The sequence below is a fragment of the Microbispora siamensis genome, assembly GCF_016863095.1.
GTDB lineage: Bacteria > Actinomycetota > Actinomycetes > Streptosporangiales > Streptosporangiaceae > Microbispora > Microbispora siamensis.
Genome location: NZ_BOOF01000005.1, coordinates 209,554 through 234,432 on the forward strand (window position 1 = coordinate 209,554; position 24,879 = coordinate 234,432).

The window sequence follows — 24,879 nt, forward strand, 5'->3', positions numbered from 1 at the left end:
ATTTCACACGTGCGGCAACACTTCGGCCGCGATCAGCTCCAGGTGCTCCAGGTCGTCCAGGTCGAGGACCTGGAGGTAGAGACGCTCGGCGCCCATCTCGGCGAACCGGCCGATCTTGTCCATGATCTCCTGCGGGGTGCCCGCCAGCCCGTTGACGCGCAGCTCGTCGACCTTGCGGCCGATGTTGGCGGCCCGCCGGGCGATCTCCGCCTCGTCCCGCCCGGCGCAGACGACCTGCGCCGCCGACAGCAGGACGGTCTCCCGCCCCGCGGCGTCGCACGCCTGCCTGACCCGGTCGAACGCCGCGGCGGTGTCCTCGGGGAGGTGGAACGGCACGTTGTACTCGTCGGCGAACCGCGCGACCAGCCGCGGCGTCCGCTTGGCGCCCCCGCCGCCGATGATGACGGGCGGCCGGGGCCGCTGCGCCGGCTTGGGCAGTCCCGGGGAGTCGGTCAGCCGGTAGTGCGCGCCCTCGAAGGAGAACGGCTTGGCCGCCGCCCACAGCCCGGTCACGATCTCGAGCTGCTCCTCCAGGCGCTCGAACCGCTCGCCGAGGGAGGGGAACGGGATCCCGTACGCCGTGTGCTCCTCCTCGAACCACCCGGTGCCGAGACCGAGCTCCACACGGCCGCCGCTCATCTGGTCCACCTGGGCGACGCTGATCGCCAGCGGGCCGGGCAACCGGAACGTCGCGGCGCTCACCAGCGTGCCCAGCCGGATGCGCGAGGTCTCCCGGGCGAGACCGGCCAGGGTGATCCACGCGTCGGTCGGGCCCGGGCTGGGGTCGCCGTCGCCCATCCGCAGGTAGTGGTCGGACCGGAAGAACGCGTCGAACCCGAGCCGCTCGGCCGCCTGCGCCACCCTGAGCAGATCGTCGTAGCTCGCCCCCTGCTGGGGTTCGGTGAAGATCCTCAATTTCATCCGTCCATTATCCCCGCCCCCGCGCTCGCGGCTTGCTAGAGTGCGAGCCGCCTGTGCGCAACGTGTTCGCATCGCAACTCAGGGTGGTGAGCGTGGACTCCGCACGTCATTCCCGCGAAGCGGGCCGCCCCCCGCGCTCCCTCGTCCTCCTGGCCTCGGCCGCTCTCGTCGCGGGCACCGGCGCGGCACTGTGGGCGCTGCCCGCCGCCCCTCCCGGCGGCTGGGACGCGACTCGCGGTGTCGAGCCCGGTGTCAAGCCCGGGGTCGAGCCGGGTGCCACGCCCACCGGTGAGCGGACCCCGGCCCCCTCGACGCCGGAGACGCTGGTCGCCGCGCGTCAGACGGTCGCCGCGCCGACCCCGCCCGCCGCCGCTCCCCTCGCCGGAGAGCCCGTGACCCGTTACCGGGGCTTCCTCGACGCCGCAGGGGAGCCTCGTCCGGAACTGCTGCGGGCGGGGGTTCGCTCGTTCGCGATCGGCCATGTCGTGGCAGGCCCCGGCGGCTGCAGTCCCCGCTGGGCCGGTGCGGTCCCACGGGGCGGGGAGCCGGTCGCCGCGCGGATCGGACGGCTGCGGGCCGACGGCGGCGAGGTGTGGCCGGCGTTCGGCGGGCCGTACGGGCAGGAGCTGTCGGTCACCTGCGAGAACCCGGCCCGGCTGCTCGCGGCCTACCGCCACGTCGTGACGGCGCTCGACCCGCCCGGCGTCGACATCGAGCCCACGGAGCCTGCGGCCCCGGCCACGGAGACGGGCCCGGCCGCAGCGACCGGCACGGCCTGGGAGACGGTCGCCCGCCGCCGCGCCGCCGTACTCGCCCGCCTGCAGCGCGAGGCGCGGACCCGGGAAGGACCGACCGGCGGGGCGGGCTCGCTCCGGGTGACGTTCACGCTTCCCGCCTCCCGGGACGGCCTGAGGTTCGCCGACCGGGAGGCGCTGCGGATCACCCGCGAGGCGGGCGTGGAGATCGAGTCGGTCGGCCTGCTCGTGCCGATGGGGTCCGGCCCCACCGCGCTCCACGGCCTGGCCGTGGCCGCCCGGGCGGCGCGCCCGCAGATCGCGGCGGCGCTGGGCGTCACGCCGGACGCGACGTGGCGGCGCATGGGCCTGGCGCCCGTCCTCGCCGGCTCCCGCGACCTGGGGCCGGGCGAGGCGGCGCGGCTGGCGGCGTTCCGGGCCCGCAACGGCCTGGCCTGGCTGTCCGTGCGGGGCGCCCGTCCCTCGGAGCAGGTCCTGCGGATCCTCGCGGGGCCGTCCTCAGCGGCCCCACCCGTCACGAGATCACATCCCACGCCGGACGGCTACCCCACCCCCTGACCGGCGCCCCGTCGCTTCCGGCCCGCGCGAGCGGGGACGCCTCAGTCGCGCCCGCCGTCAGCGGGCGGAGCCGCGAGGACGACCTTGCCCTGCCGTGGCCCTCGCGCGGCGGCCGCGTGCGCCTCGGCCGCCCGGGCCATAGGGAACACCGCCCGCACGGGAACGCGGAAGCGCCCTTCCTCCGACAGCGCGGCCGCGAGGGCGAGACCGTGCCGCCCGTCCGGCTCGCCGCCGAGCTCACCGAGGGAGATGCCGACCCCGAGTTCGGGGCCGGTGAAGTCCGCGATGGTGAGGACCGACGCCGGCGTGCCGGTGATCGCGATCAGTTCGCGAAGCGAGCCGGCCCCGGCGATGTCCAGCGCGAGGTCGATGCCTCCGGCCACGAGAGCGCGGACGCGCTCGGCCAGCCCGGGCCCGTACGAGACCGGGACCGCGCCGAGCCGGGCGATGAACGCGTGATTCTCGGGGCGGCCCGTGCCGATCACCCGCGCGCCGCGGGCTGCCGCCAGTTGGACGGCGACGCTGCCGACGCCACCGGAGGCGCCGTCGACCAGGAGCGTCGTTCCCACGCGTACGCCGAGCCTGTCGAGCGCCCGGGTGGCTGTCTCGACGCTCGTGCCTGCGGCGCCGGCCTCCTCCCACGACATCGAGGGCGGCTTGGCGGCCCAGAACGCCAGCACGGCGAACTCGGCGGCGGCGCCGCCCAGCCGCGAGACGTCGACGGCGCCGAAGACCTCGTCCCCGGTGGCGAACCCGGTGACGTCCGCGCCGACCTCGTCGATCACCCCGGCGGCGTCGACGCCGGGGATGTGCGGCAGGGGGAGCCGTCCGCTCGACGGCGAGGTGCCGGAGCGCAGCGCGAGGTCGACCGGGGCGACCCCGGCGGCCCTGACTCTGACACGCACCTCGCCGGGACCCGCGTGAGGTTCGGGGAACCCCCCGACCATGAGGACCTCGGGGGGACCGAACCGGTCGAACTGTACTGCAAACATTTCCGCATCCGGGAACATATTCACCTATCCGGCTGTTTCCGACTGGCCGTCGACCACGCTAGGCGGACACAACGGAGCGGCCGGCTCGGATCGCGGGAAGTGAGAGGGGCGCGGACGACATTGACTCGGAAACCCCGGACGGACGCGGAGCACAACAGGCGGCACATCGTCGCGGTCGCCCGTGCCGCGTTCGCCGCGGACGGGCTGGACCTGCCCGTGCACGAGATCGCCCGGCGTGCCGGCCTGGGCGTCGCGACCGTCTACCGGCACTTCCCGTCGCGACAGGACCTCGTCGGGGCCGTGCTCGCCGAGCAGGTGACCGTGTGCCGCGAGCAGATGCGTGCCGCCCTGGACGACCCCGACCCCTGGCGCGCGCTGCACGGAACCGTCCACAGGTTCGCCGAACACCAGGTGCGGCACCGCGGGCTGAACGCGGCGCTGCTCGGTTCCCACCCGGCCGGCGCCGCGTTCGCCGGACAGCGCCGCGCGCAGGCCCGAGGGCTCGAGCGGCTCGTCGAGCGCGCCAGGAGCGCGGGCGGTGTCCGTCCCGAGCTGACGGTCGAGGACGTGAGGATCGGCCTGAGGGCCATCGCCTCCTTCCGCGCCGGTTCGCCCGAGAGCGCGGCCGTTGCGGTCCGGAGGCTGGCGGACCTCCTGGTGGCGGGGATGTCCCGCCCCCACCCGTGAAGTGGCTCGGGCTCAGTCCCTGACGAGGAGCGCCACGCACTCCACGTGGTGGGTCATCGGATACTGGTCGAAGGCCCGCAGGTCCTCCAGCCGGTAGCCGTGCTCGCCGAACCAGGCGACGTCCCTGGCCAGCGTGGCCGGGTCGCAGGAGACGTACACCACGCGCGAGGCCTCCAGGCCGGCGACGCGCTCGACCACCGGGCGGCCGAGACCCGCGCGGGGCGGGTCGGCCACCACCAGGTCGGCCCGTTCGATCCGCAGCCGGTCGAGCGCCTCCTCGACCCTGCCCCGCTCGATCCGCGCCTGCGGCAGGTCACGCAGGTTGAACCGGGCGTCCTGCGCCGCCTGCGGCTCGGACTCGATGCCGAGCACGGCGCCCTCGGGGCCGACGGCCTCGGCGAGCCCGGCGGCGAACAGGCCGGCGCCGCAGTAGAGGTCGAGCGCCCACTCCCCCGGCTCCGGCCGGCCGAAGTCGAGCACCGCGGCGAGCAGCGTGGCCGCCGCGCCCGGGTGGACCTGCCAGAAACCGCTCGCGGTGACCCGGAAGTCCCGCTCGCCCACCCGCTCGGTCAGGGAGGCCCGGCCGCGCAGCGCGCGCGTGCCCCGCCTGCCCTCGTCGAGCAGGACCGCGGCGTCCACGTCCGGGATGGCCGCCCGGCGGCGCGGGACGGGTTCGACGATCACGGCGCGGTCGCCGCCAGAGGCCGCCACCACCTCGACCGAGGCGGCCCCCGGCCAGGTGAGGCGTTCCGCGCCGATCTCCTCGACGCCGGGGTGCGCGATGAGGCACTCGGTGACGTGCTCGATCTCGTGCGACCGGTGCTTGCGCAGCCCCGTCGTGCCGTCCCGCTCCACGGCGAACCGCACGCGGGTGCGCCACCCGAGGCCGTCCTCCGCCCCCGGAACCTCCTCGACCACGACCTTGCGGTCGAGGCCCGCCAGGCGCCGGAACTGCTCGGCGACCACGTCGGCCTTGAGCCGGCGCTGCGCCTCCAGCGTCGCGTGCTGCCAGTCGCAGCCCCCGCAGCGGCCGGGGCCGGCGAACGGGCAGGGCGGCGTGACCCGGTCGGGTGAGGGCTCCAGGATCTCGACCGCGTCGGCCCGCAGGAACCGCGCGGTCTCCTCGGTGACCTCGGCGACGACCCGCTCGCCGGGCAGGGCGTGCCGGACGAAGACCACCCGGCCCTCGTGCCTGGCGACGCACCAGCCGCCGTTGGCGACGGCGTCAACCGTCAGTTCAAGCCGTGCGCCGCCCATGTCGGCCTCTTTCGTGTCGGTCATGCCTTGACCTGCGTGTCCTTCGATGGGGGCTGGTAGGAGCGGCGGGAGGCGCCGGGAGCGGCCGGCTCCCTGCGGCCCTTGAGACGGTCGGAGGAGGCGAGCTGGAACGGCACGCTCGTGACCATGACCCCGGGCTTGAACAGCAGCCGGCCCTTGAGCCGCAGCGCGCTCTGGTTGTGCAGGAGGTGCTCCCACCAGCGGCCGACCACGTACTCGGGGATGTAGACCGTCACCACGTCGCGCGGCGAGCGCCGCCGCAACGACTTCACGTAGTCGAGCACCGGGCCGGTGATCTCCCGGTACGGCGAGTCGAGGATCTTCAGCGGCACCTCGATGCCGCGCCGGTCCCACTCCTCCCTGAGCCTGTTCGCCTCGTCGGCGTCCACGCTGACGGTCACGGCCTCCAGGCTCGACGGGCGGGTGGCCCTGGCGTACGCGAGCGCGCGGAGCGTGGGCTTGTGGATCTTCGAGACGAGCACGATCGCGTGGTTGCGGGCGGGCAGCAGCGACTCGTCGACCTCGTGCCCCTCCGGCGCGGCGAGCTCCTCGGCGACCCGGTCGTAGTGCCGCCTGATGCCCTTCATCATGAGGAAGAGCACCGGCATCGCGATGCAGACGATGTACGCGCCGTGGGTGAACTTGGTCGCCAGGACGACGACGAGCACGAGCCCGGTCATGACCGCGCCGAAGCCGTTGATCACCCGCGCGCGCATCATGCGGAAGCGCGCCCTCGCGTCGGTCTCGGTCCTCAGGTGACGGGTCCAGTGCCGGACCATGCCGATCTGGCTGAGGGTGAACGAGACGAACACGCCGACGATGTAGAGGTTGAGCAGCTTGCTCACGTCCGCGTTGAACGCCCAGATCAGCAGGCAGGCACCGGCCGCGAGGATGACGATGCCGTTGCTGAACGCGAGGCGGTCGCCCCGGGTGTGGAGCTGACGCGGCAGGTAGCGGTCCTGGGCGAGGATCGAGCCGAGGACCGGGAAGCCGTTGAACGCGGTGTTGGCGGCCAGGAACAGGATGAGGGCGGTCACCGCGGCGATCACGACGAACAGGAACGAGCCGTGGCCGAAGACGGCCGAGGCGACCTGCGCGATGATCGGCTGCTGGTAGTAGCCGGGCCCGGCCGGGTGCCCGTCGATGATGACGTTGCTGGCCACGATCGCCGGGTCGGTCAGCTTCACCCCGGACTTGAGGCCGAGGAAGATGATCCCGCTGAACATGGTGACCGCGATGAGGCCCATCATCAGCAGCGTGGTCGCGGCGTTCTTGCTCTTGGGCTTGCGGAAGGCCGGCACGCCGTTGCTGATCGCCTCGACGCCGGTGAGCGCCGCGCAGCCGGAGGAGAAGGCGCGCAGCACCAGGAACGCCATCGCGAACCCGGCGAGATTGGCCTGCTCCCCGATGATCCGGTAGTCGGCGGTCGGGGCGCGCAGGTCGTCGCCGAGCACGATCAGCCGGAACAGGCCCCACGCGACCATGCCGATGACCGCGATCATGAAGGCGTAGGTGGGAACGGCGAACGCGACACCCGATTCCCGGATGCCACGCAGGTTCATGATCGTCAAGAGTACGACGATGGCTATCGCCACCAGGGGACGGTGTTCGGCGACGAAGGGAATCGTCGCGCCCACGTAGTCGGCGCCGTTGGCGACCGACACCGCCACGGTCAGCACGTAGTCGACCAGCAGGGCGCTCGCGACGGTCAGTCCCGCGGTCGGTCCCAGGTTTGTCGTGGCCACCTCGTAGTCGCCGCCGCCGCTGGGATAGGCGTGCACGTTCTGCCGATATGAGGCGACCACCGTGAGCATGACGAGGACGACCCCCGCCGCGACCCACGGGCTGACGCTGTAGAGGGCGACCCCGCCGATAGACAGGATGACCAGGATCTCCTGCGGCGCGTACGCCACCGAGGACAGCGCGTCACTGGCGAAGACCGGCAGTGCCACGCGCTTGGGCAGCAGCTGGTGGTGGAGCTGGGTGCTCCGCAGAGCCCGCCCCACGAGGAGCCGCTTGACAAGATCTGGCACCTTCGACACGTCTGTTGAGCCTAGTCCCCCGGCGCCGTGCCCGGGTCATGCGGTGTCCGGCACTGGCGACATACTGTCTGCATTAGGAGACCGCCACAACCCACGGCGGGGGAGCATGCATATTGTGATCATGGGATGCGGACGGGTCGGCTCGACCCTGGCGCACATCCTTGAGGACAACGGGCACTCGGTCGCCGTGATCGACCGTGACCCGCAGGCCTTCCGGCGGCTGCGGGCCGGCTTCCGGGGCCGCAGGGTCACCGGCATCGGCTTCGACCGCGACGTGCTCGAAGAGGCCGGCATCGCCTCGGCCGCCGCCTTCGTCGCCGTGAGCAGCGGAGACAACTCCAACATCATCTCCGCCAGGGTCGCGCGGGAGATGTTCGGCGTGGACAACGTGGTCGCCCGCATCTACGACCCCCGCCGGGCCGAGGTCTACCAGCGGCTCGGCATCCCCACCGTGGCGACGGTCCGCTGGACCGCCGACCAGATCCTGCGCCGGGTGCTGCCCGAGGGCGCCGAACCCCTCTGGCGGGACCCGACCGGTACGGTCGTCCTCGCCGAGGTGGCCTTCCACCAGGGCTGGATCGGCACCCGGGCCAGGGTGATCGAGGACGTCACGGGCGCGCGCGTGGCCTTCGTCAACCGCATGGGCGAGGCGCTCGTGCCGAAGGACGCGACCGTCCTCCAGGAGGGCGACCTCCTCCACCTGGTCGCCGCCGAGAACGACATGGACCGCATCAACAAGGTGCTGTCCGCCCCGCCGTCCGACGAGGAGCACTGATGCGCGTCACCATCGCCGGCGCCGGAGCCGTCGGCCGCTCCATCGCGGCGGAGCTCCTGGAGAACGGCCACGAGGTCCTGCTCATCGACATCGACCCCCGCGCGATAAAGATCGACAGCGTGCCGCGCGCCGAGTGGCTGCTGGCCGACGCCTGCGAGATCTCCTCGCTGGACGAGGCCGGGCTGAACAGCTGCCAGGTCGTGATCGCCGCCTCCGGCGACGACAAGGTCAACCTCGTGGTCTCGCTGCTCGCCAAGACCGAGTACGGCGTGCCGCGGGTGGTCGCCCGGGTCAACCACCCCAAGAACGAGTGGCTGTTCAACGAGTCGTGGGGCGTGGACGTCGCCGTCTCCACCCCGCGCCTGCTGTCGGCCCTGGTCGAGGAGGCGGTCAGCGTCGGCGACCTGGTGCGGCTGATGACCTTCCGGCAGGGCCAGGCCAACCTGGTGGAGCTCACGCTGGCCGAGGACGCCCCGGTGGTCGGCCAGCGGGCGGGCTCGGTGCCGTGGCCGGTGGACGCCGCCCTCGTGGCGATCCTGCGCGAGGGCCGGGTGCTGGTCCCCTCGGCCGACGACCCGCTGGAGGCCGGCGACGAGCTGCTGTTCGTGGCCAGCCAGGAGGTCGAGCACGAGCTCACCGAACTGCTGTCGGCCCACGAACGTCCCTGACCCGCACACGACTCAGGCCCCGGGCACGCGGCTCGGGGCCTGAGTCGTTCTCACGTGATCGTCAGACGGACGGCTGCGCGGGCGGCTGGACACCGGGCTCGATCGGGGTGCGGCCCCGGGCGAGCACCCACACCATCGCGGCCAGCCCCGCGACCTGCAACGGCCAGCCCAGGCCGATCTTGGCCACGCCGAGGGCGGTCACCTGGTCCGCCCAGTAGAGCGGCAGCTGGACCACCACCCGCAGCAGGCAGGGCAGCATGAGCAGCCACGTGAGCCGCGAGCACAGCCGGACCAGCGCGGAGTCGTTGTGCCAGGCCGTCGGGTCGCCGGTCACCGAGCCGATCAGGAAGCCCACGATCGGCCAGCGGACCACGATCGACAGCAGCATGCCGGCGGCGTAGGCCGCGTTGTAGAGGATTCCCGGCAGGAACACGTCCTTGGCGTCGCCGGTGCGGGCCGCGAAGAACGCGCCGATCCCGATGCCGACGAGACTGTTGAGCACGAACTGCGGCGTCGTGCGCTGCGCGAGCCGCACCAGCAGGAGCACCACCGCCGAGGCGATGCCGACGATCAGCGAGGTCTTCAGCTCGTTGGTGCCCATCCACGTGCCGGTGAAGGCGAGTGTGGGCACCGCCGCCTCGACGATCCCGCGCCTGCCGCCCAGCGCCTTGCTCATCTGGGCGCGAACCGCCGCCTCGACGGTGGCGTGTGCCCCGGGGGCCGTCATGTCCGCTGTGCTCATACGGTCTCCTGAGAGATCAAGGGCCACCGGCCGGGCGTAGCTCGTAGCGCGGGTTGAACATCACCTTGCGGCCGTCCTGGACGCTGACCAGCCCTTCGGCCCGCACCACCCGGCCCGGCTCGATGCCGGCGATCTTCCGGCGGCCGAGCCAGACCAGGTCGATCACGTCCGACCCGTCGTACAGCTCCGCCTCGAGGGCGGGGGCGCCGCCGCGCGGGCGGAGGGTCACGGTGCGCAGCGTGCCCGCCACGCACGTACGCTGACGCTCACCGCACCGGGCGATGGGAGTGGCCCCCTGCTGCTCCAGGTCCTCCTGGAGCTCGGCGGCCTCCAGCTCGGCCTGGCTGGTGGTCAGCCTTCGGAAGAAGCCCCGCAGTCCGCCGCGTCTGGCAGGCTCCGGCGTGCCCATCGGTCACTCACCCAGCTTCCTCGCTCGCGATCCCCTTCGAGGGGATTCGTCGTCCTGGCTCCAGCCTAGGCCGGTCGTTTCCCACCGCAGCATACGTGAGCCGCCCACGGGCCAGAAGGACGGTCAGGGCAGGGCTTGCCTCCCGATTCGGTCAACCCGGCGCGCACCGGACGGGCGTCAGCGGATCTCGCTGATCTCCGGACCGCGTTCGAAGGGCCGGAGCTCCTCCCGCCGGGGTCCCTGCTGCTCCTCCACGGCCTGCCGGGCCTCGGCGGGCAGCCGGAGCTGGATCGCCTCCCTGGGCGGCATCGGCTCGTCGCCGCGCACGACGACGATGCCGCGCACGACGTCCTCCAGGATCCGCGCCGCCTCCGGGTCGACCGCCGCCCTGCCGCTGATCACGGCGCGGAGGAACCAGCGCGGCCCGTCGACGCCGAGGTAGCGCACCGGCTGCCGCGCCTGCGTCTGGCCCTGCACGGGCACCTCTGCCGCGATCTCGGGGCCGAACGGCCCGTCGCGGTCCTCGGCCGAGCCTCCGGCGGCCACCACCTCACGGGCGAGCTCGGTCCGCACCTCGTCCCAGATCCCGCTGCGCTTGGGCGCGGCGAAGGCGTTCACCTGCAGGGCGCTCTCCTCGACCAGGACGATCACACCGTCGACCTGGTCGCCCGCCATGCTGAGCTGGATCTCGAATCCGGGACCGACGGGCAGGCGCAGGCCTCCCAGGTCCACCCGCTCGGCCTCCGGATAGTCGTCATCGGCGTCCCAGGGGCCCGCCGTCCGCGCCGGGGCGGGGCTCTCCTCCCGCACGACGGCTGGTGCGGTCTCCTCCTCCGCGCGTCGCCGGCGTCGCAACACTTCTCTCACTCTCCTCGCATTGTGGCCCGGTACCCGGGCCCCGCGGTGTCAGCTCCCCGTCGAGCCGAACCCGTTCGTGCCCCGTACGGAGCCTGGCAACCGGTCGACCTCGTAGAACGCCGCCCGTTCCACCCGCTGGACGACGAGCTGGGCGATCCGGTCGCCGCGCCGGAACCGCACCGCGTCCTTGGCGTCCGTGTTGATCATCGTCACCTTGATCTCGCCCCGGTAGCCGGCGTCGATCGTTCCCGGCGCGTTGACCAGCGTGACACCGTGCCGGGCCGCCAGGCCCGAACGCGGATGGACGAAGGCGGCGTACCCGTCCGGCAGCGCGACGGCGACACCGGTCCGCACGACCGCCCGCTCGCCGGGCAGCAACTCCACGTCCTCCGCCGCGTACAGGTCGGCCCCGGCGTCGCCCGGATGGGCGTACGACGGGAGCGGAAGGTCCGGGTCGAGCCGGTGGATCAGGATCTCGACGCTCATCGGGCGGCCTCGACGTGTTCCCTGATTCGGTCGCTCATGAGGCAAGACCCTACCCGTTGCGCTGGGGGGACACCGCCTCTCCCGCTCCGGAGGACGGGCGCGCCGTCTCCGGCTCCTGCCCGCCCTGTCCGCTCTGCTCACTCTGCTCGCTGTGCGCTGAGGCGGCGGGCTGGGACGCGTGAGAGGGCTCGGGCTCCGCGGCGCCGGGTTCCGGGTGCGCGGGCGCGTCCCCGTCCCCGGCTCCGGGCTCCGCGGCGCCGGGCGGGCCGCCTTCGGCCGGTGGCTCGATGGCCGGCCGGCCGCGGCGCAGCTCGGGCAGCGCGCGGTAGATGACCGCCGTGAGCGGCACGGCCACCACGGCGCCCGCGATGCCGCCGAGCACGCCGCCCACCGCGAGGACGAGGATGATCGCCAGAGGGTGGAACTCCAGGGCCCGGCCCACGATGAGCGGCTGGAGCACGTGGTTTTCCAACTGCTGCTCGACCACGAGGATGCCAACGAAGATCAGCGCCAGGAACCAGCCGCGTGAGCCGAAGGTCACCAGCGTCGCGATGGTGCCCGCGAACAGGATGCCGACGATCGGGATGAAGCTGGCCACGAAGACCAGCACCGCGAGGGGCGCCCACAGCGGCACCTGCATCCCCGCGAGCACCACTCCGATCACGAGCCCGTGGATGGCGGCGACCGCCACCGTGCCGTGCACGTAGTGGGAGATCGTCGCCCAGGCGGCGCGGCCCGCGTTGTCGACGCGCGTCGCGGCGCCGCCGAAGGCCCGCAGGAACCAGGCCCAGATCCGGTCGCCGTCCTTCAGGAGGAAGAAGGTCACGAAGAGGATCAGCACGATGGAGGTGAGCACCTCGACGACCGCGGTGGCGCCGCTCAGCAGCGTGCTGGTGATCTGGCTGCGGTATTGGGTCACCTGGCTGCTGAGCTGGTCCACGAAGTCGGCGATCTGCGCCTCCTTCAGATGGAGGGGGCCGTGCAGCAGCCAGTCCTGGACGTTGCGCACGGTCACCTGGATCTGCAGGACCAGCCGGGGGAACTCCTCGTTCGCCCGCACGCCGATAAGGAAGCCGATGCCGACGATCAGCGCGAGGCCGAGCAGCATCGTGATCCACGTCGCGTAGATCGGCCGGAGCCCGGCGGAGCGCAGCCGCCGGGTCAGCGGGTGGAGCAGGGCCGCGAGCAGCAGCGCGACCACCACCGGCATGACGACGAAGCTGATCCTTTGGATGATCAGCCACAGGACGTAGATCATCCCGCCGAGCAGCAACAGCCGCCAGCTCCACGCGGCCATCGTGGCCAGCGTCGGCGGAACCCTTTCCGTGGTACTGCGGTTAGACGGGATCACGGATCCAGCCTGGCATGTCGGCGGGCGGGACGCGCAGTCGTTTTACCCGGGTGTGGTGGTCGTCTCGCCGCGCCCCCGCCGCAGGTCCCCCTCCGCAGAGCGTCGCCGTGCCGAAATGCCATGGAACGTCCCAAGCCGTCGCCGGCCACCGTCGTCACCACGCAGGCGCGGCGGTGGCCGGCAATGGCCTCACGCGGTCAGGGAGCGTCCCGTGATCTTTTGCCGTAGCGAGGATCGGCCAGATGGATGCATCACAAGGCCGAGGAGGAGCCCATAGCGGAGCTATGGGCGACGACGAGAACGCAGTGAGGCGCCATCTGGGCGACCGCAGTAGGCGAGAAAGGTCACGGGACACGACCTAGTTCCGCGACCGCGTCGAGCGGGCCGTCACCGGGTTCGAGGACGAACTCCTCGACGTTGCCGGCCGCGCACAGGTCGTCCTGGGCCGGCCGGACGAGATCCGCCCGGTCCCCCGACACGGTCAGCCGGGCGACCTCGGCCCGCATCGACAGCCGCGCCTCGGACTTGGCCCGCCGCACCCGGCGGAGCACCTCCGCCACGGCGTCCAGCACCGCGGGGTCGCCGCGCCGCGCCTCGGGCAGCTCGTCGGGGGACGGCCAGGCGGCACGGTGCACCGAGCCCTCCCGCCACCACGACCAGACCTCTTCGGCAACGAACGGCAGGAACGGCGCGAACAGCCGCAGCAGCACGTCGAGCGCCCGCCGCAGCGCGGCGACGGCCGAGGCGTCCCCGTCGTACGCGCGGGCCTTGACCAGCTCCACGTAGTCGTCGCAGAACGACCAGAAGAAGCGTTCGGTCCGTTCCAGCGCCCGGGTGTAGTCGTACGCCTCGAACGCCTCGGTGGCCTCGGCGACGACCGCCCCCAGCGCGGCCAGCATGGACAGGTCGACTGGTTCTGTGACCTCGCCGCCGCCCTCGGACCGGAAGCCGAGCACGAACTTCGACGCGTTGAGGATCTTGATGGCCAGCCGGCGGCCGATCTTGATCTGCCCGGTGTCGAACGCCGTGTCGGTGCCGGGACGCCCGCTCGCCGCCCAGTAGCGGACCGCGTCGGAGCCGTACTCCTCCAGCAGGCCCATGGGCGTGACCACGTTGCCCTTGGACTTCGACATCTTCTTGCGGTCGGGGTCGAGGATCCACCCGGAGATCGCCGCGTGCCGCCAGGGCAGCCCGCCGTGCTCCAGGTGTGCCCGCACGACCGTGGAGAACAGCCACGTACGGATGATCTCGTGGGCCTGGGGCCGCAGGTCCATCGGGAACACGCGGCGGAACAGGTCGTCGTCGCGCTCCCACCCGGCGGCGATCTGCGGGCTCAGCGAGGAGGTCGCCCAGGTGTCCATGACGTCGGGGTCGGCGGTGAAGCCGAGCGGCTTGCCCCGCTGGTCCTCGGAGAAGCCGGGCGGCACGTCGCTGGACGGGTCGACCGGCAGCGCCGACTCCGGCGGGACGATCGGCGCCTCGTAGATCGGCTCGCCGTCGGCGTCGAGGGGATACCAGACCGGGATCGGCACGCCGAAGAACCGCTGGCGGGAGATCAGCCAGTCGCCCGCCAGGCCCTCCACCCAGTTGTCGTACCTGACCCGCATGTGCGGCGGGTGCCATTCCAGCTCCCGGCCGCGCTCCAGCAGCTCGGCGCGCAGCGCGGCGTCCCTGCCGCCGTTGCGGATGTACCACTGCCGGGTGGTGACGATCTCGAGGGGCCGGTCGCCCTTCTCGTAGAACTTGACCGGCCGCTGGATCTTGCGCGGCTCGCCGTCCAGGCGGCCGGACTCGCGCAGCATCTCCACGATGCGCTCGCGCGCGCTGTGCACCGTCTTCCCGGCCAGCTCGGCGTACGGCTCGGCGGGCACGCCGTGGGGCGGCTCGGGGAGCAGGCGGCCGTCCCAGCCGATCACCGGCCGGGTGGGCAGGTCGAGCTCGCGCCACCAGGTGACGTCGGTGACGTCGCCGAAGGTGCAGATCATCGCGATGCCGGAGCCCTTGTCGGGCTCGGCGAGGTGGTGGGCCACGACCGGCACCTCGACCCCGAAGACCGGGGTGCGGACGGTGGTGCCGAACAACGGCCGGTAACGCTCGTCGTCGGGGTGGGCGACCAGCGCCACGCAGGCCGGGATCAGCTCGGGCCGGGTCGTCTCGATCCACACCATGCCGTCGTCCGGCGCACGCTCGAAGCCGATGCGGTGGAAGGCGCCGGGCCACTCCCGGTCCTCCAGCTCGGCCTGGGCCACGGCGGTGCGGAACGTCACGTCCCACAGGGTCGGGGCCTCGGCGACGTACGCCTCGCCGCGCGCGAGGTTGCGCAGGAACGCGCGCTGGGATGCCGCCCGGGCATTGGCGTCGATGGTCGCGTAGGTCATCGACCAGTCCACCGACAGGCCGAGGCGCCGCCACAGCTCCTCGAACGCCTTCTCGTCCTCGGCGGTCAGCCGTTCGCACAGCTCGATGAAGTTGCGGCGCGAGATCGGCACCTGCCGCTTGGCGTCCGGCTTCTCCGGCGGCGTGAAAGCCGGGTCGTACGGCATGGAGGGGTCGCAGCGCACGCCGAAGTGGTTCTGCACGCGGCGCTCGGTGGGCAGGCCGTTATCGTCCCACCCCATCGGGTAGAAGACCTCGCGCCCCCGCATCCGCTGGTAGCGGGCGATCGTGTCCGTGTGCGTGTAGGAGAAGACGTGCCCCACGTGAAGGGACCCGGACACGGTGGGCGGCGGGGTGTCGATGGAGTAGACCTCGTCCCTCCCCCGGGACCGGTCGAACCGATAGGTGCCCTCGGCCTCCCAGCGCGCTACCCATACCGCCTCCAAGCCGTCGAGTGTGGGTTTCTCGGGCATGGCTGCGGGGAGTCGCTGTTCGGTCATGCCACCACATGGTATGGCGTGGACCGTCACCCCGCGGGGAGACACTAAGGTCGTTATCGAGGAGGAATCATGGCGGACATGGCTCGGGAGGCCAAGCGCGAACTCGGCGCGACGGACAAGCCCGACATGCAGTGGCGGATCGTCGGCGGCCTGCTCGGCCTGGCGGTGGGCTTCTGCTCGCGCAAGGTGCTGTCGTTCGCGTGGGAGAAGGCGACCGGCAAGAAGCCGCCGGCGAGCGCCGACTCCCCCGACATCGGGCTCGGCGAGGCGATCGCGTACGCCGTGGTGATGGGCCTGGGCATGGAGATCACGCGGATCGTGATCACGCGGTCGGCGGCGAAGAAGTGGCGCTCCTGGAAGGACGCCGCCCGGGACCTTACTCCGTAGGAGCGACGGGTTCCCCGGACTCCAGGGCCGTGAGGAAGTCGCTGGCCCACCTGTCCACGTCGTACGTCGCGACCCTGCGCCTGAGCGAGCGCATCCGGCGCGCCAGCTCGTGCGGGGTCGCCCGCATCGCCGCCAGCATCGTCCGCTTCATGCCGTCGATGTCGTACGGGTTGACCATGTAGGCCTGGCGCAGCTCGTCGGCCGCCCCGGCGAACTCGCTCAGCACGAGCGCCCCGCGCAGGTCGTGGCGGCAGGCGACGTACTCCTTGGCGACGAGGTTCATGCCGTCGCGCAGCGGCGTGACGACCATGACGTCGGCCGCGCAGTAGAGCGCCGCCAGCTCCTCCTTGTTGTACGACTGGTGGAGGTAGGAGATCGGCATGCGGCCGAGCACGCCGTGCTCGCCGTTGATGCGGCCCACCCGCAGCTCGATGTCGTTGCGCAGCCGGATGTACTCGGCGACCCGCTCGCGGGTGGGCGTGGCGACCTGCACGAAGACCGCCTCGTCCGGCTTGATCGCGCCGTCGTCGAGCAGCTCGCCGAACGCCTTGAGCCGCTGGCCGATGCCCTTGGTGTAGTCGAGGCGGTCGACGCCGAGCAGCACGTGCTCGGGGTCGCCCAGCTCGGCGCGGATCTCCTTGGCCCGCTGCTGGACGCGCGGCTCGCGGACGAGCTGGTCCAGCTCGCCGACGTCGACGGAGATCGGGAACGACTCGGCGCGGACCGTCCTGTCTTCGAGCTGGATCTCGTTGCGGAGGTACTGCACGCCGAGCAGGCGGCGGCACAGGCGCAGGAAGTTGGCGGCGCCGCCCGGCCGCTGGAAGCCGACGAGATCGGCCCCGAGCAGCCCTTCGAGGATCTCGTTGCGCCAGGGCAGCTGGTAGAACAGCTCGCCCGGCGGGAACGGGATGTGCAGGAAGAACCCGATCTTCAGGTCGGGCCGCAGCTTGCGCAGCATCGCGGGCACGAGCTGGAGCTGGTAGTCCTGCACCCAGACGACCGCGCCGGGCGCGGCGGCGTCCGCGGCCGCGCGGGCGAAGCGGTCGTTGACCGCCCGGTACGCGTCCCAGAGCACGCGGGAGTAGACGGGCGTGGCGACCACGTCGTGATAGAGCGGCCACAGGGTGGCGTTGGAGAAGCCCTCGTAGTACAGCTCGACCTCGAGCTGGGACAGCGGGATGGGGATCAGGTGCATCCCGTCGTGGTCGAAGGGCTTCAGCTCCTCTCCCGCCGCCCCGGTCCAGCCGAGCCAGGCCCCGTCACGGCGTTGCATGACGGGCGCGATGGCGGTCACGAGCCCGCCCGGGCTGCGCCGCCATTCGTTCTCGCCCACGCGATCGACCGGCAGCCGGTTCGCGACGATCAGAAAAGAGCTGGTGCCACGCATGAATCCCCTCCAGGTGGTCGCCTGTGACCACCATACGGAAAGTCACCAGTGACCCCCATACCCGTAAGAACGTGCACAATCCACGCCTAAGGCTGTGAGAATGATCTCATGCAGCTCATACGGGGTCGGCAAGAGGTTTAGACCAATCGGTGACACTTCCCTATCTGGAAGATCAGGACGGCCGGAGAGTGCCGATTGGGACGGGCGCCAGGATCGCGGCGCTTCACCCGGGGACCGAGACGGGGGATCAGCCGGGGGGCAGGGGCGTCAGCCGGGGGGCAGTGCGCGCTGACGGCGCAGATCCGCGCGTACGGCGGCGGCGAGTTTCCTGGTGGCGGCCCGGTTCAGCGCACCGCCGGCCACGGCGCCGGTGAGGAACGGGCCGAGCGTGGTGAGGTGGCGGCCGAGCGTGCGCATCAGGCGGTTGCGCAGCGCGGTCTTGGCGGCGGTCCCGAGTGCGATCGTGGCCGAACCGGGGGCGAGGGGGTTGACGCCCCGCTGCTTCGACCAGGCGAGCGCGAACGCGGTCGCCCTCTGGGCGCCGGTGCCGGGGACCTCCACGCCGTACACCTCGTGCAGTTCGGCGAGGAGCTTCACTTCGATGGCCGCGACGACCAGCGTCTCGGCCACGATCTGGGCGGGTGCGGACAGCAGGAGCGGCGGAGCGGCGAACTCGGCCGCGGCGAGCGCTCCGCCGACCGCGCCGACCGCCATCGTCGCCTTCGCGGCGGTGCGGACGAGATCGTCGGCGAGCTGCTCGCCGGTGAGCCCGTAGTGGTGTTCCCGCAGCGTCTCGTAGTCCCTGATCGGTAACCGCGGGGCGATGTTCATGAAGACGTCGGCCAGCCATCGCCCCCGGCCGACTCCCCGTTCTCGTGCCTTCCTGGCGGACCTTGCCAAGGCCCCGCTGAGGCGGCCGAGCAGCCGACGCCGCTCGGCCCCGTCCGTCTCCTCAGGGGCGACGAGTTTGCCGACAAGGTCGGCCACCTCGTTGTTTGATTCATCCGCTGCTGAAGTCACGGACCCTCCCAAGGGTCTCCTAGGCGGCGCACTCGCGGCAGACCTGCTGGCCGTTCTTCTCCGAGGCCAGCTGGCTGCGGTGGTGCACCAGGAAGCACCGCGAGCAGGTGAATTCGTCGGCCTGCCGAGGAATCACCCGCAGCGAGAGCTCCTCGTTCGACAGATCCGCCCCCGGCAACTCCAGCGACTCGGCCAGATCGGTCTCGTCGATGTCGATGCTGCCCGACGACTTGTCACTCCTACGCGCCTGGAGTTCCTGAAGGCTGTCCTCGCTGAGGTCGTCGTCGGTCTTACGCGGGCTGTCGTAGTCGGTAGCCATCTGCTACTCCATCCCCCTCATCTATCTGCCTGCGCCTGTGTCGCGCGTGGATAACGCTCGGAAGGCCGGTGTTGTGCCCGCGGGGGCCGGTAAATTGTGCATTCGGTACCCGCTTGAACGAACACTGAACCTTCCGACACGCGAGGGGCGTCCCGCCGGGGGCTGCGGTTAGCCAAATATGGCGAAAACCACAGTATCGGCGGTATCCCCCACCGCGTTCGACGGCACATCCAACCACATGTGCGGCGCGCACGCTCCATCAGCGCGCCGACTGCGGCGTCCCCGGAGATGCCCCGGCTCCGGACAGACGCACCGTCACCACGAGACCGCCCCCGTCGCGGGGGACGGCGGCGACCGTTCCGCCGTGCGCGCGGACGATCGCGCGCACGATGGACAGGCCGAGACCCGCGCCCTTGGCGGACTGGACCCGGTCGGCATTCAGGCGCCGGAACGGCTCGAACAGGCTCTCCACCTCGTACGCGGGAACGTGCGGTCCCGTGTTCGCGACCTGAACAACCGCACCCCCGTCCACAATTCCCGTCCGGACCCATACTTTTCCGGACTCGCCGAGATTGTGCTTGATGCCGTTCTCGACGAGGTTGGAGACACAGCGTTCTATGAGCACGGGGTCGCCCGTCGTGGCCGCCGGGTGGAGGTCGTGCTCGACGGTGACACCCTCTTCCTCGGCGAAGGGGGCCAGTTGCTCCACGGCCGTCCTGGCGACCTCCTGGACGTCCACGGGCTTGCGCACCGACAGCTCGCGCTCGCTGCGGGCGAGCAGCAGCAGGCCCTCGATCAGCCGCTCGTTGCGTGCGGTGGTGCCCAGGAGCGTGCGCCCGAGCACCTTGAGGTCGTCCGACGCCTCGGGATCGGACAGGGCCACCTCCAGCACCGTGCGGTTGATCGCCAGCGGCGTCCGCAGCTCGTGGGAGGCGTTGTCCACGAACCTCCGCTGCGCGTCGAAGGCGGTGTTGAGCCGGGTGAGCATCGCGTCGAAGGTGTCGGCCAGCTCCTTCAGCTCGTCGGCCGGGCCCTGGAGGTCGATGCGCTCGTGGGCGAGCGAGGTCTCCGACAGCTTCCGCGCGGTCGCCGTCATCTTGATCACGGGCCGCAGCGCTCGGTCCGCCACGACGTATCCCAGCATCAGCGCCAGGATCCCGACGCCCGCCAGCGCCAGCAGCGCCCGCTTCAACAGCTCGGCCCGCGCCACCGCGGTGACCTCCGCCTGCGACTGGGCGAACTGGTGGTTGACCTCGTCGATCCACTCCTGCGGCACGCTCCCGCGCGGGAAGATGATCTGCGGCGCGCTCTGCCAGCCGATGTCGATCGCCTGGCCGATCAGCACGTACATGACCATCACCAGCAGCGCGCCGGCGACGAAGACCAACGCGGCATACGTGAGGGTCAGGCGCCAGCGGATGCTGACGCGGTTCTGCAGCGACCTGATCTCGTTGAGCAGGTTGCCCCGCTGCACGGGGTGGGCGACCAGGGGCGGCGGGCCGTCCCAGGCGGGCGGCCCGCTGGGCGGCGGCGGCACCTGGCTGCGGTAGGGACCGGTGCCCATCGGGTTCGACATCCGGCGGGTGGGAGCCGCCGGAGCCTGGCCGCCGGTCGGAGCCGCCACGTCCGGCGAGGTCGTGGCGGCGTCCGATCCGCCGGGCGGCGGGAGGATCCGGGGCGTCCCCCCCTCGGAGACGTCACGCGGTTCGGTCACAGGGCCCCCTCCCCCGGGACGTGGCGGCGCGGATCGTCACAGCCGGTACCCGACACCGGGCACGGTCTCGATGACCGGCGGATCGCCCAGCTTCTTGCGCAAGGTCATCATGGTCACCCTGACCACGTTGGTGAACGGGTCGATGTTCTCGTCCCACGCCTTGTCGAGCAGGTCCTCCTGGCTGACGACGGCGCCCTCGGCCCGCATCAGCTCCTCCAGCACCGCGAACTCCTTCTTGGTGAGGTGGACCTCGACCCCGTCCCTCGTCACCTGGCGCCTGCCGGGGTCGAGCCGGACGCCGGCGCGTTCGAGCACGGGCGGCAGCGGCGGCGCGGACCTGCGGCCGAGCGCGCGCACCCGGGCCACGAGTTCCATGAACACGAACGGCTTGGCCAGGTAGTCGTCGGCGCCCAGCTCCAGGCCCTCGACCTTGTCGTCCACGTCGCCCGCGGCCGTGAGCATGATGATCCGCGAGGCCGACCGCTGGGCGACCAGGCGGCGGGCCACCTCGTCGCCGTGCACCTTGGGCAGGTCGCGGTCGAGCACGATCACGTCGTAGTCGATGTAACCGGTCTTCTCCAAGGCGGCGGCGCCGTCGTAGGCGACGTCCACGGCCATCGCCTCCCGGCGGAGTCCGGTGGCGATCGCGTCCGCGAGCACCCGCTCGTCCTCCACCACAAGCACGCGCATCAAGTCCTCCTAGCTGGTACGACGCCCCTCATTGTGGCCATATTCGACGTAAGCCGCCGGTAAGCGGTTCCGGCGCTCTACGTGACGTAGAGCACAGAAATTCACAGGTTTGCGGTCGGTCCGGACATGGGTAAGGCCCCGGACACCCTCCATTGTCGTGTGCCGGGGAAGGGCGCGCCTCTCCGCAGGATCCGTGCCGGAGCCCCCGTGACACGTTTCGCCCCCTGAGAAAGAAGGTGAGATGGGCGAGTTCACGACCACGATCGAAACCAGGCTCGACCAGGCCTACAAGGGTCTTGAAGAGGCCACCACGAGCGGGGACGACTTCCTCGCCGACACCCTCACCGCCGAGATCGAGGACCTGCACCGCCTCGCCGAGGATCACGGCATTTCCATCCAGCGCTGACCCAAACCGACACTGACGAGGGGGCCCGCCGAACGGTGGGCCCCCTCGCCTGTCTGTGCATCGGGCGAAGCCGGCGGGAACTCGACGCGAATTCACGGCGACCACGAGGTGCGGATGATCGACCGCCCGGCTCGCGGGGAGGCGGCGGGTTTGCCGCCAGGGGGGCGGGTAGAGCCGTCGTCTCCGCAGCGTCACCCAAGCACGAGAGGTGGATCGCCATGGAACAGGGCATCGAACGCGACCGGCCGGGCCAGGAGCACGAGCCGGGCTCGCCGGAGGGCCTGAGCAGGCAGGAGGTGGACAGCCGCAGCGATCTCGCGCGGTGGATCAGCGGGACGCACGCCTTCCCGGCGAGCCGGCAGGACCTGCTGGTCCGCGCCGAGTCCGAGTCTGCGCCGGACGGGGTGCTGTCCGCCCTGCGTGCGCTGCCGGACCGGACCTTCGCCAACGTCGAGGACGTCGCACGAGAATTCGGCCTCGGAGGCAGGGAGCAGCGCGACTGAACGGCACAGCGCAACGCGACTGAACGACACGACTGAGCGGGCCGCCCCCTCCATCGCCCGTTGGGTACGCGGGCGAGGAGGGGTGGCCGAGCAGGCGCGTCAGTCGCGCTCGGGGTCGAGGGGGACGAGCAGGTCGTGCAGTTCCTCGAAGAGCCCCGGGGCCGCGCACAGCGCCATGTCGGGGCTGACCGGCCTGCCGTTCAGGCCGCCGATGCGGGCCCCGGCCTCCACGGCGATCAGGCCCGCCGCCGCGTGGTCCCAGTAGTTGGCGCCGCGCTCGTAGTAGGCGTCGACCCGGCCCGCCGCGACCGAGCAGAGGTCGACCGCGCACGAGCCGCCGCGCCGGATGTCCCTGACCTGCGGCACCACCTGCGCCAGCACCTCGGCCTGCACCCGGCGCCGCCCGGCCGCGTAGCCGAACCCGGTGGCGACGAGGGCCTTGGCCAGCGGGACGCCGGTGTTGCAGCGCAGCCGCTCACCCCTCAGCCAGGCGCCGCCGCCCTTCGACGCGGTGAACAACTCGCCGCGTGGCACGTTGTGCACCGCTCCGGCGACGATCTCGCCGTCCACCTCGACGCCGATGCTGACCGCCCAGTCCGGCAGGCCGTACAGGAAGTTGACCGTGCCGTCGATGGGGTCGACGACCCACCGGACGCCGCCCTCGCCGGGGGTGTCGCCGCCCTCCTCGCCGAGGATCGCGTCGTGCGGCCTGACCTCGGCGATCCTGCCGCGGATCAGTTCCTCCGCGGCCCGGTCGAGCGCGGTGACGACGTCGGTGGGGCTCGACTTGGTGGCGAGCACCTCGGGCCGCGCGGGCCGCTTGGCGAGGAGCATCTGGCCGGCCTCCTCCGCTATGCCGGTCGCCAGCTCCAGCAGCTCCTCCACCCGCGTGCGGTCATGCCGATGCTCCCGCTCGTCCATCCTGGCCTGCCCCCTCCTCGTATGTGCTCACAACGAAGCGGCCGGCGCCCGGCACGGGCGTCGGCCGCACGGATGACATCCTCCCAAATCAGGATGTACCGCCGTTCAACGGTCAGCTCAGGGACGGCGGCCTGGTCCACTCCTCGCCCAGGACGTGCTGCGCGAGGAAGGCCAGGACGGTCTCGTACCAGGCGATCGCGTTGCCGGGCTTGAGCACCCAGTGGTTCTCGTCCGGGAAGTAGAGGAACTTCGACTCGACCCCCGAGCGCTGCAGGTCCCACCACAGCCGCAGGCCCTCGCCGATCGGCACGCGGTAGTCCTTGTCGCCGTGGATCACCAGCATCGGCGTCCTGATCTCCCCGAGCCACCGGTGGGGCGACAGCCGGGCGTAGCGGGCGGACCCGAGGACGCCGAACTCGCGCTGCCAGAAGTTGGCGCCGTCGGTGGTGCCGGCGAACTGGTCCAGGTTCCACAGCGACGCGTGCGTCACGATGGCCCGGAACCTGTCGGTGTGCCCGGCGACCCAGTTCGCCATGTAGCCGCCGAACGAGCCGCCCATCGCCGCCGTCCGCTGCTCGTCGATCTCCGGCCGCTTGAGGCACTCGTCCGTGATCGTCATGAGGTCGGCGTGGGTCACCGGCCCCCAGTCGCCCCAGCCCCGCTGGATCATGTCCTGGCCGTACCCCGTGGACATGCAGGGGTCGGGCAACAGCACGGCATAGCCGTGCCTGGCCATGATCCAGGGGTTCCAGCGCCAGCTCCAGTCGTTCCAACTGGACACCGGGCCGCCGTGGATCCACAGCAGGAACGGCGCCGGGTCCTCGGCGGTCGCGTCCGCGGGGACGACCAGCCAGCCCCGGATCTCGGTCCCGTCCTCGGCCGTCGCGGTCACCTCGGTCAGCGTGCCGGGCAGTTCGAGCGGCGGCGTGGGCGAGGGCAGCGTGGTGACCGACCCGTCGGCGGCGACGCGCACCGGCCGCGGCGGCGAGTCGATCGCGCCGCGCAGGGCGTAGACCGAACCGTCGGAGGCCGGGCACAGCTCGGCGTACGCGCCGTCGTCCGAGGTCAGCCTGGTGACCGCGCCGTCCAGGGTGGCGCGGAAGATCGGCCTGCGGCCCTGGTGGTCGGCGGCGAAGAACAGCTCCCGCGAGGAGGGCGCCCACGCGACAGAGGCGGGGAAGATCTCCCCGGCGACCGCGCGGCTTTCACCGGTGGCCAGGTCGATCACCCACAGGTCGAGCGCGATCGGCGTCTCCTCGGTGCCGTGCCGCTCCCGCAGGCAGGCGGCCCGCCGCCCGTCGGGCGACACCTTCACGGGCCCGACGAAGTCGTGCCCCTCGGACGTCGCGAGCGTGCGCCGCGACCCGTCCGCCACGTCGATCGCGACCAGGTCCGTACGGACCTCCCCGTTCGGCAGGAATACCTGCCAGCTGCTGATCACCGACGAGCCGTCGGGCGTCAGGTCGAACGAGGCGTCGCGCAGCGCGCCGCCCGGCCCGGGCGTGAGGTCGCGCACGTCCTCCAGGCCCTCGCGTACGGCGCGGCCGGTGAAGAACCGGGTCTCCGCAGGTCCGAGGTCGTGGTCCCAGTAGCGCACCGGGTAGCCCTCGTGCAGGATCGCGCCGACCCCGGCCTCCTCGCGGGCCTTGCGGCGCTCCTCCTCGGTGGCGGCGTCGCCGGGCAGCACCTCGGAGGTGTAGACGACCGTGCCGCCGGCCGCCCGTACGCCGCCGATCCCACCGGGGCGGGTGGCGACGCGCACCGGCTCGCCGCGCTCGGGCAGCAGCCACAGGGCGGCCGTGTCGCCGCCGCTCTCCTTCACCGTCTCGTCGGGCCGCCGGGAGACGAAGAACAGGGTCCCGTCGGGGGCGAACTCGGCCCCCGCCTCCCCCTTCGCCGACCGGGTCAGCCGGCGGGGCTCGCCTCCGGGGTCCTGGGGGATCTCCCACAGCGCGGTGCCGTACGACTTGCCGTCGGGGTTGAGCGACTGGACCACGGACACGAGCCGGGTCCCGTCGGGCGACAGCCGCAGGGCGTTCACGCGCGGCAGGGCCATGTATTCGCGGATGTCCGGAAATTGGCTCACCGCTCGAACCTACTCGCTGACGCACCACCGCCCAAGCCAAACAGGCGC

24 protein-coding genes are annotated in these 24,879 nt (G+C 72.0%); 7 read left to right on the forward strand and 17 right to left on the reverse strand.

From position 1 onward, the window contains the following. Positions 1–3: 3 nt before the first annotated feature. Positions 4–921, reverse strand: a complete 918-nt coding sequence (locus Msi02_RS07440; protein ID WP_204047659.1) for an LLM class F420-dependent oxidoreductase — start codon at positions 919–921, stop codon at positions 4–6. A gap of 92 nt (positions 922–1,013) precedes the next feature. Here Msi02_RS07440 and Msi02_RS07445 point away from each other — a divergent pair, with 92 nt between their 5' ends. Then, positions 1,014–2,234, forward strand: a complete 1,221-nt coding sequence (locus tag Msi02_RS07445; protein ID WP_204047660.1) for a glycoside hydrolase family 18 protein — start codon at positions 1,014–1,016, stop codon at positions 2,232–2,234. A gap of 41 nt (positions 2,235–2,275) precedes the next feature. On the opposite strand, the gene Msi02_RS07450 is transcribed toward Msi02_RS07445, so the two are convergent. Next, positions 2,276–3,226 (reverse strand): NADP-dependent oxidoreductase, encoded by a 951-nt coding sequence (locus Msi02_RS07450; RefSeq protein WP_239108200.1) that lies wholly within the window; start codon positions 3,224–3,226, stop codon positions 2,276–2,278. 120 nt (positions 3,227–3,346) lie between these two features. Between Msi02_RS07450 and Msi02_RS07455 the strand changes: the two genes are divergently transcribed. After that, on the forward strand, positions 3,347–3,913 hold the full coding sequence (locus Msi02_RS07455) for a TetR/AcrR family transcriptional regulator (RefSeq protein ID WP_204047661.1): 567 nt from the start codon (positions 3,347–3,349) through the stop codon (positions 3,911–3,913). A gap of 12 nt (positions 3,914–3,925) precedes the next feature. On the opposite strand, the gene Msi02_RS07460 is transcribed toward Msi02_RS07455, so the two are convergent. Next, positions 3,926–5,194, reverse strand: a complete 1,269-nt coding sequence (locus Msi02_RS07460) for a class I SAM-dependent RNA methyltransferase (protein ID WP_239108201.1) — start codon at positions 5,192–5,194, stop codon at positions 3,926–3,928. Then, the gene (locus Msi02_RS07465; protein WP_079319354.1) at positions 5,191–7,233 is read right to left on the reverse strand and encodes an APC family permease; all 2,043 of its coding nucleotides are present in this window, start codon (positions 7,231–7,233) and stop codon (positions 5,191–5,193) included. Before Msi02_RS07465 ends, Msi02_RS07460 begins: the two co-directional genes overlap by 4 nt. A gap of 106 nt (positions 7,234–7,339) precedes the next feature. Here Msi02_RS07465 and Msi02_RS07470 point away from each other — a divergent pair, with 106 nt between their 5' ends. Further along, positions 7,340–8,008: a potassium channel family protein gene (locus Msi02_RS07470; RefSeq protein ID WP_079319353.1), complete on the forward strand. Its 669-nt coding sequence runs from the start codon at positions 7,340–7,342 to the stop codon at positions 8,006–8,008. Then, positions 8,008–8,676, forward strand: coding sequence for a potassium channel family protein (locus Msi02_RS07475; RefSeq protein ID WP_079319352.1), 669 nt, complete (start codon positions 8,008–8,010; stop codon positions 8,674–8,676). The genes Msi02_RS07470 and Msi02_RS07475 overlap by 1 nt, the downstream gene beginning before the upstream one ends. Before the next feature lie 61 nt (positions 8,677–8,737). Here the strand turns inward: Msi02_RS07475 and Msi02_RS07480 are convergent, their stop codons facing one another. The 6 genes from Msi02_RS07480 to valS all read right to left on the reverse strand — a co-directional run bounded on the left by Msi02_RS07480 (position 8,738) and on the right by valS (position 15,398). Continuing rightward, a complete protein-coding gene (locus tag Msi02_RS07480) occupies positions 8,738–9,418 on the reverse strand; it encodes a DUF3159 domain-containing protein (RefSeq protein ID WP_204047662.1) in 681 nt (226 codons plus the stop codon). Positions 9,419–9,434: 16 nt separating this feature from the next. Then, positions 9,435–9,827, reverse strand: coding sequence for an OB-fold nucleic acid binding domain-containing protein (locus Msi02_RS07485; protein WP_030505482.1), 393 nt, complete (start codon positions 9,825–9,827; stop codon positions 9,435–9,437). Between the two features lie 177 nt (positions 9,828–10,004). Beyond that, positions 10,005–10,685, reverse strand: coding sequence for a DUF3710 domain-containing protein (locus Msi02_RS07490; protein WP_204047663.1), 681 nt, complete (start codon positions 10,683–10,685; stop codon positions 10,005–10,007). 48 nt (positions 10,686–10,733) lie between these two features. Continuing rightward, a complete protein-coding gene (dut, locus tag Msi02_RS07495; RefSeq protein ID WP_204047664.1) occupies positions 10,734–11,171 on the reverse strand; it encodes a dUTP diphosphatase in 438 nt (145 codons plus the stop codon). Positions 11,172–11,220: 49 nt separating this feature from the next. Further along, positions 11,221–12,468 (reverse strand): AI-2E family transporter, encoded by a 1,248-nt coding sequence (locus Msi02_RS07500; protein ID WP_204047665.1) that lies wholly within the window; start codon positions 12,466–12,468, stop codon positions 11,221–11,223. A gap of 398 nt (positions 12,469–12,866) precedes the next feature. After that, a complete protein-coding gene (gene valS, locus Msi02_RS07505) occupies positions 12,867–15,398 on the reverse strand; it encodes a valine--tRNA ligase (protein WP_204047666.1) in 2,532 nt (843 codons plus the stop codon). Positions 15,399–15,467: 69 nt separating this feature from the next. Between valS and Msi02_RS07510 the strand changes: the two genes are divergently transcribed. Beyond that, on the forward strand, positions 15,468–15,785 hold the full coding sequence (locus Msi02_RS07510; RefSeq protein WP_079319350.1) for a DUF4235 domain-containing protein: 318 nt from the start codon (positions 15,468–15,470) through the stop codon (positions 15,783–15,785). Here Msi02_RS07510 and Msi02_RS07515 read toward each other — a convergent pair. From Msi02_RS07515 to Msi02_RS07535, 5 genes are all read right to left on the reverse strand, one after another. Continuing rightward, a complete protein-coding gene (locus Msi02_RS07515; protein WP_204047667.1) occupies positions 15,775–17,172 on the reverse strand; it encodes an alpha,alpha-trehalose-phosphate synthase (UDP-forming) in 1,398 nt (465 codons plus the stop codon). The genes Msi02_RS07510 and Msi02_RS07515 overlap by 11 nt on opposite strands. A gap of 267 nt (positions 17,173–17,439) precedes the next feature. Beyond that, positions 17,440–18,192, reverse strand: coding sequence for a hypothetical protein (locus Msi02_RS07520; RefSeq protein ID WP_239108202.1), 753 nt, complete (start codon positions 18,190–18,192; stop codon positions 17,440–17,442). A 19-nt stretch (positions 18,193–18,211) separates the two neighbouring features. After that, positions 18,212–18,511: a DUF4193 domain-containing protein gene (locus tag Msi02_RS07525; RefSeq protein ID WP_030454398.1), complete on the reverse strand. Its 300-nt coding sequence runs from the start codon at positions 18,509–18,511 to the stop codon at positions 18,212–18,214. A 259-nt stretch (positions 18,512–18,770) separates the two neighbouring features. Beyond that, entirely contained in the window at positions 18,771–20,225 is a 1,455-nt protein-coding gene (locus Msi02_RS07530) for a sensor histidine kinase (protein WP_239108203.1), read from the reverse strand. Positions 20,226–20,261: 36 nt separating this feature from the next. Beyond that, positions 20,262–20,915, reverse strand: a complete 654-nt coding sequence (locus Msi02_RS07535) for a response regulator transcription factor (RefSeq protein ID WP_079319347.1) — start codon at positions 20,913–20,915, stop codon at positions 20,262–20,264. A 241-nt stretch (positions 20,916–21,156) separates the two neighbouring features. Between Msi02_RS07535 and Msi02_RS07540 the strand changes: the two genes are divergently transcribed. Together Msi02_RS07540 and Msi02_RS07545 are read left to right on the forward strand one after the other, a co-directional pair. Beyond that, positions 21,157–21,321 (forward strand): hypothetical protein, encoded by a 165-nt coding sequence (locus Msi02_RS07540; RefSeq protein ID WP_179155445.1) that lies wholly within the window; start codon positions 21,157–21,159, stop codon positions 21,319–21,321. A 218-nt stretch (positions 21,322–21,539) separates the two neighbouring features. After that, on the forward strand, positions 21,540–21,824 hold the full coding sequence (locus Msi02_RS07545) for a DUF2795 domain-containing protein (RefSeq protein ID WP_204047668.1): 285 nt from the start codon (positions 21,540–21,542) through the stop codon (positions 21,822–21,824). Between the two features lie 99 nt (positions 21,825–21,923). On the opposite strand, the gene Msi02_RS07550 is transcribed toward Msi02_RS07545, so the two are convergent. Together Msi02_RS07550 and Msi02_RS07555 are read right to left on the reverse strand one after the other, a co-directional pair. Further along, positions 21,924–22,745 (reverse strand): inositol monophosphatase family protein, encoded by an 822-nt coding sequence (locus Msi02_RS07550; protein WP_079319345.1) that lies wholly within the window; start codon positions 22,743–22,745, stop codon positions 21,924–21,926. Between the two features lie 112 nt (positions 22,746–22,857). Beyond that, complete coding sequence (locus Msi02_RS07555) at positions 22,858–24,801, reverse strand: S9 family peptidase (protein WP_204047829.1); 1,944 nt, start codon at positions 24,799–24,801, stop codon at positions 22,858–22,860. Between the last annotated feature and the right edge of the window lie 78 nt (positions 24,802–24,879).